The following is a 14,024-nucleotide window of genomic DNA, read 5'->3' as shown; positions in this document are numbered from 1 at the left end:
AAGAGGTATCATGGATACGCAGCGCAGCGCGGAAGATTTGACGCATACAATGGCACCCTACGCGGACAACACGAATTCACAGGCATACGGGCGACCGTTGAGCATGACGTCCGTCATGTCTGACGCAGCCAATAACCTGCTGATTGACCTGCCTCTTTTGCTGGCTATCTTCCGTCGGCGCATCGGTCTTTTTGCCGGTGGCCTGTTAACGATACTGGCCCTTGTGACGCTGATAACATTTCAGCTCACGCCCAAATATGTGGCTGAAGCGACTGTCCTGATTGATACGCGCAAAAAACAGTCAGTGGATATCAGTGCCATCTATTCCGGCGTGACGGCAGACTCTGCTACGGTTGATACGGAAGTCGAACTCATCAGCAGCCGTGTCATTGCCGAGCGGGTGACAGAGAAAATGTCACTATACGATGATCCCGAATTCAACCCGACCTTGCGAGAGCCGACCGGCTTGCGCGGATTCATCAAAGGCCTGTTTCCATCACAGGTAACGGAATCGCTGGATGCTGCCGCAGAGCAGCGTATTGCCCGCGAGAAGACCGTCAATAATGTGATGTCAAACCTCTCCGTTGAGCGGGCTGGCCTGACATATCTCATCGCGATCCGATTTGAGAGCGAGGACCAGCAAAAGGCTGCTGCCGTTGTCAATGCGTTTGCGGAGCAGTATCTGGTGCGCCAGCTTGATGCCAAATTTGATTACATTCGCCGCAGTCGCAGTCACTTGAGTGACCGTACGGATGAATTGCAGGAGGATGTGCGCATAGCGGAAGCCGCTGTTGAACAGTATCGTGAAGAAAATGGTCTCTTTGAATCTCAGGGTTCATCCCTTACCGAGCAGCAGATATCAGACATTAACAGTCAGTTGATCACGCAACGCGCTGCCTTGGCTGAGCGCCGCGCGCGACTGTCTTCGGTCAAAGGACAGCTGGACAATGGTTCCGGAGCAGACTCCATTTCAGAAGTGCTGAACTCACCGGTCATTGGGGCGCTGCGCGCACAACAGTCAGAAATGGCGCGGCGCAAGTCCGAACTGGCCATAAAATATGGCGAACGGCATCCGGAAATCCTCAAAGTCAATCGCGAAGAAGAAGACCTGCTTGCCCAAATTGACACGGAAATTGCCCGTATCGTCTCAAGCCTTGAAAGCGAAGTAAACATTGCGCGTGACAGGGTGATCTCGCTGGAATCCAGCCTTGCAGGCAAGAGGACGGAACTTGCAGATAATAACCGCGCGCTGGTGCGCCTGCGCGAACTTGAACGTCAGGCTGAGGCAAGCCGGACAATTTATGAGAGCTTCCTCGATGCCTTCAAGGAAAGTAATGAACAGGAAGCCCTGACAGAAAGTGATGCCGAGATTGTGTCTGCTGCTGTCATTCCAACCAGCCCGGCTTTTCCAAATAAAATCCTGAACATTCTGCTTGGGCTTGTACTGGGTGCTGGCGTTGGGGCAATGCTGGTGACCCTGGCTGAGATATTCGATAATGGGTTGCGTACGGCGGAAGATATCGAGCGCATGTTGTCTCTGCCACTCGTGACCGCTATCCCAACACTGTCACCAGGATTGCTCTCAGGCACAACAACGCCTGTCGTGCCGCAGGATTATCTTGTGGACAAACCGCTGTCCAGTTTTGCAGAAGCCTATCGTACTGTGCGCAGCTCCATATTGCTGGAGGCTGGCGCCCGTTCCAAACCAAAAGTCTTGGCACTGACTTCGGCTCTTTCTTCGGAAGGAAAAACAACATCAGCCAGATGTCTTGGCCGTATCTGTGCCATGTCTGGTGACAAAGTGATTGTCATTGACTGTGATGCAAGGCGCCGCACGCTTTCTGACGCCATGCCGGAAGCCAAGATTGGCCTGATGGAAGTGTTGACGGGCACCGCCCAGTTAAAAGATGCGGTGCGCAAAGATAGTAAAACGAACTTGCATGTGCTGCCTATTGCGGGTGCCCAGCAGGATGTTGTCGACGTGTTTGGCTCCAACGCTTTCGACTCGCTCATCAGTAAGCTGAAAACCAAGTATGATCTGATTATTCTTGATACTGCCCCTGTCACGGCTGTGGCAGATACGCGCACAATCATCAATTCGGCAGACAGCACATTGCTGATTGTGAGATGGCGATCTACCTCTTCCAAGATTGCGCGATCTGCTGCGACTATCCTGTCCAAGCTGCCAACACCTGTTCATGGTGCCGTGCTGACACAGGTTGATGCCAAATCGCAGACGCAATATGGCTATGAAGGCAGTGCAGCCTATTACAGTTCGTACAAGAAGTATTATCACGATTGATCTGACACGGGGTCAGGTGGAAAATTCCTGCCTGGCCCAGTTATATATTTCAATATCAGTCTGGCACAGGTCTTCTATCTGATCATGAAAACCGGAAAGGTCATCAGAACCTTCATGTGGGGTAGGGATGGTTCTGTTGTCATGGCCGGGTTGTAACTTCTTCCCCGTCAGGGCGCTAACTTTCATATTGAATTGATCCAGTCGGTCGAGAAAGCCGACAGCTGAGAACAGGGTCAGTTGCTGTTTGCTGCGATCAACTGCTTCACGGCCGCCAAGATCTGCCTGCATGGGCAATCCGGAAAAATACTTTCCATAAAGATTGCCCATTACGTGCGCACGGGGAGAGGTGAGGAATTCTGTAACAGGCAGGGTGATGCGTCCATGACCGCTTTTATCGGTCTGGTTGAACCGGAGATGGGAGTAAAACCGTTCCACAGGGTCGCGCAGAACGGTAATGAAATCGTGACTCGCCGTCGCTTCAGGGATGGTCGAGATGCCAAGGGGGGCGTGGCCGGTAATACATTTGTATCCGCTCGCCAGCGCATAATGAAGCATGTGGCGTCTTAATTCACTGGCCTGCATCAGCTTCTCATGTTGGCCGCTTTTGCCGTACAACCGGGTGGCACTGAAGCTTGTCTCTGGGTCAATCATGAACCGGGAAAGGCGAAACTGCGCCCGCAGGGCATTTTCAATGGATGTTCCGGCACATTTGGGCACGTGTATAAAGACGACGCCGCGTGGATGCAGGCGGTCGGCCAGCTGCCGTGGCGGTAGGCCGTTCTTCAGATCGACCAGAGTATTGCGAGCCAGTCCCATGCACCAGAATTCCTTGCGGTAGGCGTAGTGGCAGCTTTCTGCGTTTAGGTTAATTTTTTCTGCATGATTTCTGCCCTATTATCTCCCCGTGGCATCGCCACGTTGGATTTTACCTATGCCAGTGCCCTTACCGACTATTTTCAAGAGACTGCTTCAGCAGAAAAGCCTGATGGAAACCGTCGGTAATGCATCTGTGCTCGTGTTGACGCGTTTTGGTGGGGCCGTCGCAAATTTCATCTTCACCTTGTTGCTGGCCCAGTATCTTGCGCCTTCCCAGGTCGGGTTTGTCATGACAGCACTGTCACTTGGTGCGCTCGCGTCATTATTTACCACCCTGAATATAGAAAATGGCGCAGTGCGCCATCTGCTCCAGCCCCTGGAAAAAGGAAACGTCGCAGAAGCGGCTGGCTTCATGTCATTTGGCTGGCGCATATTGCGCATCGCGACACCGATTGTCATTGTCGCCCTTGCCGCGTTTATGCTGATTAGTCAGAGCCTTAAAAACGAGCTGACCACGGAAGAGTTCTGGGCAGTGTTCTTCCTGGCAATCTCGGTGCCTATGCTGGCGACGCTGCGCCTTGGCACACGTTGGGCGCACGCTTTGTCAAAAATCAAACGTAGCATGTTGTCCTGGGCCTTGTTCCGGCCCCTGATACTCTGTCTTGTTGTAGGTGCCGCCGCCTTGGTGTTTGGTGGCCTGCGTGTTGATATTGTGCTGCTTGCCAATGCAGTGGCCTGCCTCGTGGCACTCGTGATCCAGCACTTCCTGCTGCGCAGTGCTTTTGCGTTCACAAAAGAAGCTGAACCTGACACAAGCCGCGCGCGTGACTGGATGTCCACCGGATTGTATCTGTCCGTAACCATCCTTCTGATAGATTATTTCCAGAATGTCGTGATCGTGGCTTCAGCGCTCGGTCTGTCTGATGGTGATGTGGCGCGGCTCGCTGTAGCCTTGCGGTTCATAGGCTTTCTTCGCATGGGCCTCATGGCGGTGAATATGGCGGTCAGTCCGCGTGTATCCAAGGCGATAAGTGCTGACAGAGTCGCTGATGCCCAGCATCTGTTATCGCAATCCACTCATCTGAAGTTCTGGCCGACAGTCATCGTCACTGCGCTGGTCTGGTGGCTCGCGCCGGTTCTGGTTGGTTTGTTCGGTGAAGAATATGAGGCATCAGCCTGGGCGCTGCGTCTTTTCGCGCTGCTGCCGTTGGCGGCGGCGTTTTTTGGCCCATCAATCATGGTGCTGAATGTTACAGGCCGCCAACAGCAGATTTTCAAACTGTCAGCAGTTAGCCTGAGTTTGCTGATTGTGTCAGTACCTGTGGCCGGTATCTCTTTCGGTCTGAATGGTGCAGCCGCAGCTGCTGTTCTGGCGGTCTTCATCTGGGAATGGGCGCTGTTTGACAGAACACGGCGTGATACGGGCATTGATGCTTCAATCATGGGAGCGATGAAAATGCTGCTGCCCCGCAAGCTGGATACGCAGCCCCAGCCCTAGTGCCGCAACTTCAAGCTGTTGTATAAGCTTTCAGGTTGCCTTTGCTATCATTCAGCAACACCATGAACACGCCGGTCCAGAAGATCATCGGGTTCATGATAAATACCGAGAACAGTTCCGATTCTGTGAAGCTGCGCACGAGCAGAATGGCTGCTATGGTCAGGATGAAGCCATCGTGTAGATGCGGCGCAATAAGCCATTGCCGGATCAGCAGCCAGTAAGCTTTCAGCATCGTCAGAAGGAAAACGATCAGACCAACAACGCCGAGATGTACCATCACTTCATAATAGGCGTTGTGAAAATAGAACTGGTTGTTCTCTGCGCCGAACATTGTCGAAATACGTGTCGCCTGGCTCACGCCCGGACGCCAGAAAGCACCGGCCCCAAGGCCGAGAACAGGTTTTTCTTCAATAAGCTGGTCCCCAACTTCCCAGATCTGTGTCCGGCCAGTCAGGGTTGTATCCTTGTCGAGCCGTTCAAGAAGAGCGGTATAGGGATTAACCTGATAAATATTTGCAACCGCCAGACCGGTAAAGCCGACGAAAATGATGCTGCCGGACACAAGAAGCGGGCGCAGGCCCGGTATTCTGGCAGCCAGCGGCCAGATGCCACCAACAACGGCGGTCAGCAGGCCGCCAGCAAACAGCAATACCAGTGCGGTCGCTGAGTTACTGCCAAACAGCAGGTACAATGCCGGTAAAATCATGACGGGGGCGATCAATCGCCAGAAGGGCGCATATCGTGAATCCAGCAGGATAGCGATCGCGGCAATGATCAGAATCAGCATCCTGAGACCGAGAACGTTCTTGTGCGGAAATATCCCGATCATGGCAAAGCCGCCATCCAGACCGCCGACAAAAGTTGTCTGGCCAAACAGGAGGCTCCCGACCATCAACAGGCTGCTTGCGACGAAAACAGCAACAACGAATTGACGGTAATCCAGCCGTGCTGCCGTATAGGCACAAATCACCAGTGTGACGGCCATGAACGCGCCGAACCGGATTGATAACATCGCCGCGTCAGACCACAGGGTGGAAAGCAGGCATAAAGCAGGCAGCAAAAAGAAGAATGCGCCCCGCTTCAGAAGTGGCAGGACTTCACGCCAGTAGACCAGTGTGGCGAACAGGACGAGTGCTGTTGCCGGATAGCGCAGGGCGGATGCTATCGGGAATTCAAGCGGAATGACGATGAGCCAGAGAACAACAAGCAACTGGTCCAGAATAGTGCCGCGACCCTGCTGCAATGTGAGGTTCAGGTGTCTGCTGGGCAGGGCATGGCTGTTCATGGGGCTGTGCGGCACATAGGTCATGTCACACACTCCAGTCCGTAAATGGCATATTGCTGATCTGGCGGAACTTCATGACATCCTCGCGCAAGACATCGGCAATCTGATTGCGCACTGTTGCCGGCATGACAGGAATATCCTTTTTGGGTTGCCCTTTGCCGAGTAAAGCCTTGGCCTGAGCGGCGATGCCACGCGGGGCAAGGGCGCGCAGTCTCTGACCAGCGGCTGTATCGCGAAATTTCAGCCACCAGTCCGGAACACTCGCTACCTGTCCTGCTGAATTGGTCTGTGCAGCTGGCATATTGGTCTGTGTACTCTGCACACCAATATGTGCGCATACTCTGCGCAAACTCGCGGCCGGGTCTGTGGTAAGTTCTGCGAAATCAAGCACCATAATCTGCTCTGGCGTAAAATAGCCCAGCCAGGCTTCAAGCTGCCAAGCATACCGGCTTGTATTGACTATATGCTGACCGGGCTGGCTTTCCAGAAGCTTCTCTGGTGCCGGCAAGTCCTGGCCGGAAAGAAAGGAATGAGTGTATTGCGAGATCGCCCGCGCCACAGGGTCTCTGACGATATAGATCAGCCGTGCTGCCGGGTTGTTGGCAAACACCTGCGCGGGCACACCGGGAAAGACATCCCGCTTGCTGTAGTTAGGTGTCACTTCGCCGCATTTGTCTGAGCTCAGGTCAAAATAACGGGCATAGTCCTGTTGGGCGGAGTGCTTCTCACGAACGAAAAAGTCTGTTTCCTTCATGCACGGCAGGGAAACCGCACTCTGTGCTGCCAGCAACTCATGAAGCAGGGTGGTGCCTGCGCGCATGGCGCCGATCACCATGAAATCAGGCAAGGCGCGCGACGCGGCTGTCTCCGGCTGATTCATCAAGACGTTGTTAACCATGGTCACTTCTCGGCCGCTCTTGCTGCTTCCGGACAATAATGTCTCTTGTTTACCGCAAAAGCTGCGTTATTGCCCTTGTATATGTACACTGGAGGGTCTGAGAGACTGGTTAACATGCCAGCAAGACAAAGCTGATAAATGACTTCCATGTTTGATGAACGCGACGCGGCAGCCTCGGATCACGCGCTGGAACTTCTGGCGCGTCGCATTGTGGCTGTCATACCAACGCTCAATGAAGCAGCTCATATTGAGGATTGCCTGCGCAGCCTCCTGTGCGGGTCACAATATCTGGCTTGTGTGCAGGTAGTGGTTTCTGATGGGGGCAGCACAGATGGCACACAGGAGATCGTTTCAAAGCTGCGCGAAGAGTTTGCCAATATTGCACTGATCGACAATCCAGGCCGGTTGCAGTCAGCTGGCGTCAATGCCGGTGCACAGATCGCGGAATATGGTCGCGACATTCTGGTGCGCTGCGATGCACACGCGGATTACCCGGCAGACTATATTCTGAAAGTGGCGATGAAGCTGGAAGAAACAGGCGCAGCGAGCGTTGTTGTGCCCATGGATGCGCAGGGCACGACCTGTTTTCAGAAAGCGAATGCCTGGGTCGTGGATACGCCGCTTGGTTCCGGCGGGTCTGCGCATCGCGGTGGCAGTATGTCAGGTTATGTGGACCATGGTCATCATGCCGCTTTCCGTCTGGAGCATTTTCTGCGTCTGCATGGTTATGATGAAAGTTTCAGCCATAATGAAGATGCTGAATATGATGCACGGCTGGCGAAAGCAGGCGGGAAAATCTATCTCGATGCTGATATCCGGGTCGGCTATTATCCGCGCACAAACCTGTCAGGATTATGGCGGCAATATTTTGGTTATGGACGGGGGCGCGCCCGTAATCTGCTCAAGAATGAACAACGTCCGCGCCTGCGCCAGTTGATACCGGTGATCAACCTGCTGTTGCTATTTGTCTCAGCGCTGATTTTCATATTTTTGCCTGTCGCAGCGATTTGGCCCCTCTTCTACACAGCAGTCCTGTTGCTGGTCAGCCTGTGGTTTTTCCTGAGTAAAAAATCAATATGCGGCTTATGGGCCGGACCGGCTTTGGCGACCATGCACATCTCTTGGGGACTTGGCTTCATCGCGGGTGTATTTGCAACTATGAGATCACGTTCGCGATGACCCGGATAGCTTTTTTCGCACATGATGCTGGCGATGCTGCGGTGCGGCGGCGCGTTGCCGGCTTTAAGGCTGTCGAAGCTGACGTCACGGGCTTCATGATGCGTCGTGCTGAAAATGAACAGCGTGAGTGGCGTAATATAGATCTGGGGCAGACCTTTGACGCGGCATATTGGCAACGCCTTCAGGCGATCCGTCAGGGAGTGTCTGTCGCCATGCAGCATGAAGAGCTGCTTCGCCAGGCTGATCTCATCTTCGCGCGCAATCTTGATATGTTGATCTGTGCCATGGCAGTACGGCGTAGGCTGAAATTGCAGACACCTGTTGTTTATGAGTGTCTGGATGTTCACCATTTGCTGACGCGAGAGGATGTGGTGGGCATGGCGATGCGCAAGCTGGAGCGGAGTCTGCTCAAAGGCACCAATGGGCTTGTTTATTCTTCGCCAGCGTTCGAAAGAGAGTTTTTTCGCAAGAATCACGAAAATCTTTACACCCCTTACCTTCTTGAAAATAGGTTGATGCCCTCTGCTGACCTGCCACAACGTGGCCAGGTGAAGAAGGTTAGCGGGACTGTCCTGCGCATTGGCTGGTTTGGTATTCTGCGCTGTTCCCGGTCACTGGACCTGCTTCAAGGGCTGGCACGTGCCTTTCCGACGCAAGTGGAAATTATCACGCGGGGTATCCCGGCAGAAACACAAGTGCCTGACTTCACCGCGCGGATCGCACAAACGCCTAACATGTTCTATGGCGGCAAGTATCAGGCACCGCAGGACCTTGCGGAAATCTATCAGCAGGTTGATGTTGTCTGGGCGGGTGATTTTTATCAGGCCGGGTTCAATTCAAAGTGGCTGCTGCCAAACCGACTTTACGAGGGGGGCTATTTTTCTGTCCCTGCGATTGCCCCGAAGGATAGTGAAACGGGCCATTGGGTCGAGCGACATGGCGCAGGATTTACTGTGGCGGAACCGCTTGATGCTTCATTATCTGCGCTCACCGTCACATTACTCGAAAAGCCCGATCTTGTGACGGCGCGTTCAGCGCAACTTAAGGCGTTGGCAGATGATATCTTCGTTCAGCCACCGGATGAGATGCAAAAACTCATCGATCTTGCACTTCAGGGTGCGAACAGGGTGGCTGCGTAATGCCTTCGGTTGCAATAGATGTCTGTATAGCTACTTTTCGGCGGGAAAGCCTGACGGACACCATCCGTTCGCTCGCAGAACAGGTGCTGCCGGATCATGTAATCGTACAGGTCATTGTGGCGGATAATGATGCACAGCCATCAGCCGCTGAACGGGTGGCGGCTGTTGCGGCTGAAACGGGCCTCGCGGTTCAATATATTCATGCACCCATGCGGAATATATCTATTGCGCGCAATGCCTGCCTTGAGGCGGCAACAGGAGACTGGCTTGCTTTCATTGATGATGATGAAGTGGCCGCGCCGGACTGGCTATCAAGCCTGTTGCTGGCAGCCGAACAAGAGAGTGTCACCGCCGTCTTCGGACCAGCCCATGCGCGGTATAATGATGCCGCCCCGGAATGGATACGCCTCAAGGATTATCACACCAACAAGCCGGAAATCCGTAACGGTGTTGTTGAAACCGGCCACACCTGTAATGCGCTCGTGCGTCGCGCCGATCCGGCCGTGAAGGGCGAGCGTTTTCTGGAATCCAAAGGGCGCAGTGGCGGCGAGGATAGCGAGTATTTTTTCAGGCTGCGGCGCAACGGGGCAAAATTCAGCATTGAGCCAGCAGCGAAAGTATACGAGCCTGTGTCACCTGACCGGCTGTCATTCAAATGGCTGGCAAAGCGTAAGTTCAGATACGGCCAGACTTATGGCTATCATGCCCATGAGGGGCAGGCGGAGCAGAAACTGAAAACAGCAGCACTGGCCATTGCAAAAGTTCTGTTTTGCATCCTGGCAAGTATTCTTTTTTGCTGGTCCGCGTCAGAGCGCAATTATTGGGTATTGCGCGGCATCTTTCATGTGGGCGTCATTTCGTCAGTCTTCGGCGCACGCGAAGAGATGCTGTACTGATCAAGGCAGAACAGCCACAGGCTGACCCTATTTACTGGGCTCCGCAACGTTTGCTGCAACTGCTCTGTAGATAACCGGCATTGCGATGTGATGGTCACGCAGGGTGCGCCAAACCAGCATCATCAGGTCGGCCGTGAACTTGTTCTCTCCCTCATCAATGCCGGATGCCCAGAACTCGATCAGCATGTGAATGCCATATTCGCCAAACTGTTCAATTTCGATATCTGGCTCTTCCGGTTCTGTCAGAACTTTGGGATACGTGATAATCACCGGCATTAACACCTCGATCAGGCTATCAAGGTCTGTATCATAGGCGACGGTGAATTTGACTTCATAACGCTGTCGCGGATCCTTGTGGGTCCAGTTGGTGAAGGCAGTAGTAATGAACTGTTCGTTCGGGACCATGATGTCCTTGCCATCCGGTGTTTCCAGAGTAGCAGAGCGCATGGTCAGTTTCGTCAGGAATCCGCTGCGTTCATCTTCCAGTTCGATATAGTCACCGATTGTGATGGAGCGATCCAGCAGGATGATGATGCCGGAAATGAAATTGGCTGCAATCTGTTGCAGGCCAAAACCGAGGCCAACACCAAGCGCTCCGCCAAAGACAGCCAGCGCCGTCAGGTCGATACTGGCACTTTGCAAGACCACAACAAAGATGACCCCGAACAGCACAATCTCGAAAAGTTTGGTGAAAACTTCCTTCGTGCCCGGATCAAGGCCATCCTGACGCTGGATCAGTTTCTTGCCTTCATCATTGGAGCGGCGACCAACCCAGAAAAAAACAACACCAAAGAGGCCGAGTTGCACAAGTTGAAGGGCAGAAATGCCGAGCGGTAGGGAAATGCCGCCAAGATAGGCAGAGACATCATCCAGCAGGCCCAGAACGCTGAGCACGGCAATGGGGATGCCGATCCAGCGAACAAAATTCTGGATGACCTTGTTGCTGACAAAGCGGTTGAGGATGGCATAGATCAGCCAGATGGCGGTGAAGCCCTGTGCGATGCGCACCATCCAGTCTTGCCCGCCGCTTGTCAGGGCTACATTCGCGGCCACGCCAAGGAAAACGACTGATAATATGCGGAACAGAATGCCGCGCGCTTCATAAACAAGCTGCCGGGTTTTCAGCATTTTGCCTTCTGTGGGGGCGGCGCTGAAGAAGGGCACCCGTTTCAGAAGCAGCCTGTTGGCCAGCCAGGCCAAGGTGAAAGCGATCGCTATGGCTGCAATCTGAAAATAAAACGCCGGACTGGTCGCCCATTGTGTAACTTGGTCTACAATCCCCAGCGCAAACGCCTGCGCCTTTTCCATGAAGGGTGTGACTTGCGAGGTGCTGGTCGCTTGGTCCTGTTGAAAAACCATTTTTTAATCCCTCAGCAGATCATTGACGGATGTTTTCGACCTGGTTTGCTCATCGACCTGCTTCACGATTACAGCACAATATAGTGAAGGGCCGCCTTTGTCGGATGGCAGGCTACCGGGCACAACAACAGCATAGGGTGGAACCTCTCTATACAGAATGTCACCTGTGGTACGATCCACAATCTTGGTTGAGGCGCCGAGGTAAACACCCATGGAAAGAACAGCACCTTCGCGGACAATAACGCCCTCTGCCACTTCCGAGCGTGCGCCAATGAAGCAGTTGTCTTCGATGATCACAGGGTTGGCCTGTAATGGTTCCAACACACCGCCAATACCGGCGCCGCCGGAAATATGACAGTTCGCCCCGATTTGTGCGCATGAGCCGATTGTCGCCCATGTATCAACCATGGTGCCGCTGCCGACATAGGCACCGAAATTTACATATGATGGCATGAGTACGGCTGATGGTGCGATATAGGCGCCAAACCTGACGGTGGCTGGCGGTACAACACGAATGCCAGCCTGCTCAAAATCTTCGGCCTGCCAGCCGCTGAACTTTGATGGCACCTTGTCCCACCATCGACCGTCAGTACCAACACCGCCATCGATGAGTTCGTTCGCATTGAGACGAAAAGAAAGTAGTACAGCTTTCTTGAGCCACTGGTTCACATGCCAGTCATGGTTGCCCGCTTTCTCGGCAACGCGTGCCGTGCCGTTGTCCATGGCGCCAAGAGCTGTCTCGACAGCCTCGCGAATGTCGCCGGTGGCTGCGGTGGAGAGGGAGTCGCGCTGCTCCCAGTATTCTTCAATGACATTTCTGGCGGTTTCAAGCTGCATCTTTTTCCTGCCCTTGCGTTCAGGCAGCGGTTTTGAGACCGCTCAGGAATGAGGTCAAGTCCTGTGTCACATGGTGGACATGGTCAAAATATTCACCGGGTCTTGCTGGCCGCCGGTCCGCTGGTTCATCGGCAAACCATTCTGCGTCAGATTGGACCAGCACTGTTGTCTTGCCCATATCGTGTGCCGTTTTCAGATTCTCCGGTATGTCCTCGAACATGGCTGAGAGAGATGGATTGATTCCGAAATACTCCGTAAACCGTTGATACGTTTCGCGATGGGGTTTGGGCTTGAATTCGGCCTGTTCAATATCAAAAATGCCGTCAAACAGATCCAGAATACCAATCTTGCCCGCTACATTTTCCGCATGACGCACAGAGCCATTCGTAAAAACATAGCGCTTGCCCGGCAAGTTGAGGATGGCTGAGCGAAGCTTTGTGTTTTCTGCAACCGGGCTGAGATCAATGTCGTGGACATAATCCATGAAATCATGCGGCTTGACCTGGTGTTCAATCATCAGGCCGCTTAATGTTGTCCCGTATGCAGCATAATACTGCTTCTGCAGTATGCGGGCTTTCTCATGGGGTAGTTGCAGCGTCTCTTCGATGAAGCGCGTCATGCGCGCATCTATCTGTTTGAATAAATGACAATCCGCTGGATACAGCGTATTATCAAGATCAAAGACATAGGTCTCAACGTGGCTGAAATCTGCCATTATTGCCGGATCACTGCTCTGTTGCTTCTGCAGAAGAGTCTTCCTCTACCGGATCGCGGGAAACAGAGGGTTGAGGTGCTGTGCTTGCAGAAATCTCAGGATTGAACTGGTCCGGAGAAAACTGGTACGTCCAGGCTCGCTCGCCGCCAATTTCCACTTTACGAAATCTTGCGTTCTGATAGCCGGACTCACTGCATTCAATATCACCGGCAGCGTCGAACTGAACATCGCTGACACAGAAATCCTTGTCACCACCGGCTAGGCCAATATCGCGATCTCCAAGATCCATTATGCCGTACACATAATAGTGGTTATTGGTCAGCTCACCGCGCAAAACCTTGGCACATTCTGACCCCTCCATCCGCCACCAACCGGAGGAGCGATAGCCGTCTTCCTCGTCAGTTTGTGCGATAGCGGCCCAGATCGGCAGTTGCGTTGCATTACAGAAGAAAAAGCCCAGTTTCGCATCTCGCTCATTTGCTTCCAGAATGAGCTGGTCAATCAGGGCATCATCGTAAACGCCGCTGTCGCCGAGCCCCCGGTCCTGCCGGAACTGGCGCAGCGTGGTCTGTGTCTGCCGCCCCAGAGATCCGTCAATGCGGGAGACGTCATATCCAACATCCCGCAACAGGCGCTGTACGCCAGCCACTTCTGCCTTGTAGACGTTATAATTAACTTCTTCGGCGAACTCGGTTCGCCAACTGCCATCATTATCTTCGCTGACGTCTACCGGGAAAAACTCCCGCTGGCGGCGTGGGTCAGAGGCACAAACGTCCTGATCGCGCAGGGTGAACAGGCTTTCGTTCTCAACGCAAAGCGGCGTGTCGCCAGACCAGGTCCGCAAAGGGCCGCGATGGCCCGGAATTGCTTCGGCATAGACGAAATACCGCCCGGGATTGATCTCCTCGGTCATCACGACCTTGCACTGGCCAGGTCGCAGGCGCCACCAGCCCCGGGTAATCAATCGGCCCTCTTCCACATACCCGATCGATGCGGAAAGCGCATAGCTGGTTTTATTGCAGAAGGAATATTCAGCCTTGGCGATCCCGACGGAGGTAAGCCACATGGCGATAAGTGAAAGGATTATTCTGTGAAACACG

Annotated in this window: 12 protein-coding genes; 5 read left to right on the top strand and 7 right to left on the bottom strand. The window is 53.6% G+C overall.

Annotation, left to right across the window (positions count from 1 at the left end):
* Positions 1-10: 10 nt before the first annotated feature.
* Positions 11-2,302, top strand: coding sequence for a polysaccharide biosynthesis tyrosine autokinase (locus RAL90_RS13605; RefSeq protein WP_306251543.1), 2,292 nt, complete (start codon positions 11-13; stop codon positions 2,300-2,302).
* A 12-nt stretch (positions 2,303-2,314) separates the two neighbouring features.
* Here RAL90_RS13605 and RAL90_RS13600 read toward each other — a convergent pair whose 3' ends face one another.
* Positions 2,315-3,118, bottom strand: a complete 804-nt coding sequence (locus RAL90_RS13600) for a sulfotransferase family 2 domain-containing protein (protein WP_306251541.1) — start codon at positions 3,116-3,118, stop codon at positions 2,315-2,317.
* A 169-nt stretch (positions 3,119-3,287) separates the two neighbouring features.
* On the opposite strand from RAL90_RS13600, the gene RAL90_RS13595 reads away from it, so the two are divergent.
* The gene (locus RAL90_RS13595) at positions 3,288-4,616 is read left to right on the top strand and encodes a lipopolysaccharide biosynthesis protein (protein WP_306251539.1); all 1,329 of its coding nucleotides are present in this window, start codon (positions 3,288-3,290) and stop codon (positions 4,614-4,616) included.
* A 10-nt stretch (positions 4,617-4,626) separates the two neighbouring features.
* Here the strand turns inward: RAL90_RS13595 and RAL90_RS13590 are convergent, their stop codons facing one another.
* Together RAL90_RS13590 and RAL90_RS13585 are read right to left on the bottom strand one after the other, a co-directional pair.
* Positions 4,627-5,925, bottom strand: a complete 1,299-nt coding sequence (locus RAL90_RS13590; protein ID WP_306251537.1) for an O-antigen ligase — start codon at positions 5,923-5,925, stop codon at positions 4,627-4,629.
* A 1-nt stretch (position 5,926) separates the two neighbouring features.
* Positions 5,927-6,799 (bottom strand): sulfotransferase, encoded by an 873-nt coding sequence (locus RAL90_RS13585; protein ID WP_306251535.1) that lies wholly within the window; start codon positions 6,797-6,799, stop codon positions 5,927-5,929.
* 138 nt (positions 6,800-6,937) lie between these two features.
* Between RAL90_RS13585 and RAL90_RS13580 the strand changes: the two genes are divergently transcribed.
* From RAL90_RS13580 to RAL90_RS13570, 3 genes are read left to right on the top strand one after another with little or no spacing between them, the layout of a single operon-like run.
* Positions 6,938-7,978 carry a glycosyltransferase gene (locus RAL90_RS13580; protein WP_306251533.1) on the top strand — a complete coding sequence of 347 codons (1,041 nt, stop codon included), beginning with the start codon at positions 6,938-6,940 and terminating at the stop codon, positions 7,976-7,978.
* Positions 7,975-9,117, top strand: coding sequence for a hypothetical protein (locus RAL90_RS13575; RefSeq protein ID WP_306251531.1), 1,143 nt, complete (start codon positions 7,975-7,977; stop codon positions 9,115-9,117). The genes RAL90_RS13580 and RAL90_RS13575 overlap by 4 nt, the downstream gene beginning before the upstream one ends.
* The gene (locus tag RAL90_RS13570) at positions 9,117-10,013 is read left to right on the top strand and encodes a glycosyltransferase family 2 protein (protein WP_306251529.1); all 897 of its coding nucleotides are present in this window, start codon (positions 9,117-9,119) and stop codon (positions 10,011-10,013) included. The genes RAL90_RS13575 and RAL90_RS13570 overlap by 1 nt, the downstream gene beginning before the upstream one ends.
* A 27-nt stretch (positions 10,014-10,040) precedes the next feature.
* Here RAL90_RS13570 and RAL90_RS13565 read toward each other — a convergent pair whose 3' ends face one another.
* From RAL90_RS13565 to RAL90_RS13550, 4 genes are read right to left on the bottom strand one after another with little or no spacing between them, the layout of a single operon-like run.
* A complete protein-coding gene (locus tag RAL90_RS13565) occupies positions 10,041-11,372 on the bottom strand; it encodes a mechanosensitive ion channel family protein (protein WP_306251527.1) in 1,332 nt (443 codons plus the stop codon).
* 3 nt (positions 11,373-11,375) lie between these two features.
* Positions 11,376-12,209 carry a 2,3,4,5-tetrahydropyridine-2,6-dicarboxylate N-succinyltransferase gene (gene dapD, locus RAL90_RS13560; RefSeq protein ID WP_306251525.1) on the bottom strand — a complete coding sequence of 278 codons (834 nt, stop codon included), beginning with the start codon at positions 12,207-12,209 and terminating at the stop codon, positions 11,376-11,378.
* A 19-nt stretch (positions 12,210-12,228) separates the two neighbouring features.
* A complete protein-coding gene (locus RAL90_RS13555) occupies positions 12,229-12,924 on the bottom strand; it encodes a pyrimidine 5'-nucleotidase (protein ID WP_306251523.1) in 696 nt (231 codons plus the stop codon).
* A 10-nt stretch (positions 12,925-12,934) separates the two neighbouring features.
* Positions 12,935-14,023: a DUF1036 domain-containing protein gene (locus RAL90_RS13550; protein ID WP_306251521.1), complete on the bottom strand. Its 1,089-nt coding sequence runs from the start codon at positions 14,021-14,023 to the stop codon at positions 12,935-12,937.
* Position 14,024: the final 1 nt, after the last annotated feature.

Source organism: Parvularcula sp. IMCC14364 (assembly GCF_030758415.1).
In the GTDB taxonomy this organism is placed as follows: Bacteria; Pseudomonadota; Alphaproteobacteria; order Caulobacterales; family Parvularculaceae; genus Aquisalinus.
The sequence above is the reverse complement of the archived record's forward strand: the minus strand, read 5'-3'. Positions and strand labels throughout refer to the sequence as shown.

Excerpts from the sequence above, each read along its gene's own strand:
- RAL90_RS13605 (WP_306251543.1), top strand. The coding sequence starts at position 11 with ATGGATACGCAGCGCAGCGCGGAAGATTTGACGCATACAATGGCACCC.
- RAL90_RS13600 (WP_306251541.1), bottom strand. The coding sequence starts at position 3,118 with ATGGGACTGGCTCGCAATACTCTGGTCGATCTGAAGAACGGCCTACCG.
- RAL90_RS13595 (WP_306251539.1), top strand. The coding sequence starts at position 3,288 with ATGGAAACCGTCGGTAATGCATCTGTGCTCGTGTTGACGCGTTTTGGT.
- RAL90_RS13590 (WP_306251537.1), bottom strand. The coding sequence starts at position 5,925 with ATGACCTATGTGCCGCACAGCCCCATGAACAGCCATGCCCTGCCCAGC.
- RAL90_RS13585 (WP_306251535.1), bottom strand. The coding sequence starts at position 6,799 with ATGGTTAACAACGTCTTGATGAATCAGCCGGAGACAGCCGCGTCGCGC.
- RAL90_RS13580 (WP_306251533.1), top strand. The coding sequence starts at position 6,938 with ATGACTTCCATGTTTGATGAACGCGACGCGGCAGCCTCGGATCACGCG.
- RAL90_RS13575 (WP_306251531.1), top strand. The coding sequence starts at position 7,975 with ATGACCCGGATAGCTTTTTTCGCACATGATGCTGGCGATGCTGCGGTG.
- RAL90_RS13570 (WP_306251529.1), top strand. The coding sequence starts at position 9,117 with ATGCCTTCGGTTGCAATAGATGTCTGTATAGCTACTTTTCGGCGGGAA.
- RAL90_RS13565 (WP_306251527.1), bottom strand. The coding sequence starts at position 11,372 with ATGGTTTTTCAACAGGACCAAGCGACCAGCACCTCGCAAGTCACACCC.
- dapD (WP_306251525.1), bottom strand. The coding sequence starts at position 12,209 with ATGCAGCTTGAAACCGCCAGAAATGTCATTGAAGAATACTGGGAGCAG.
- RAL90_RS13555 (WP_306251523.1), bottom strand. The coding sequence starts at position 12,924 with ATGGCAGATTTCAGCCACGTTGAGACCTATGTCTTTGATCTTGATAAT.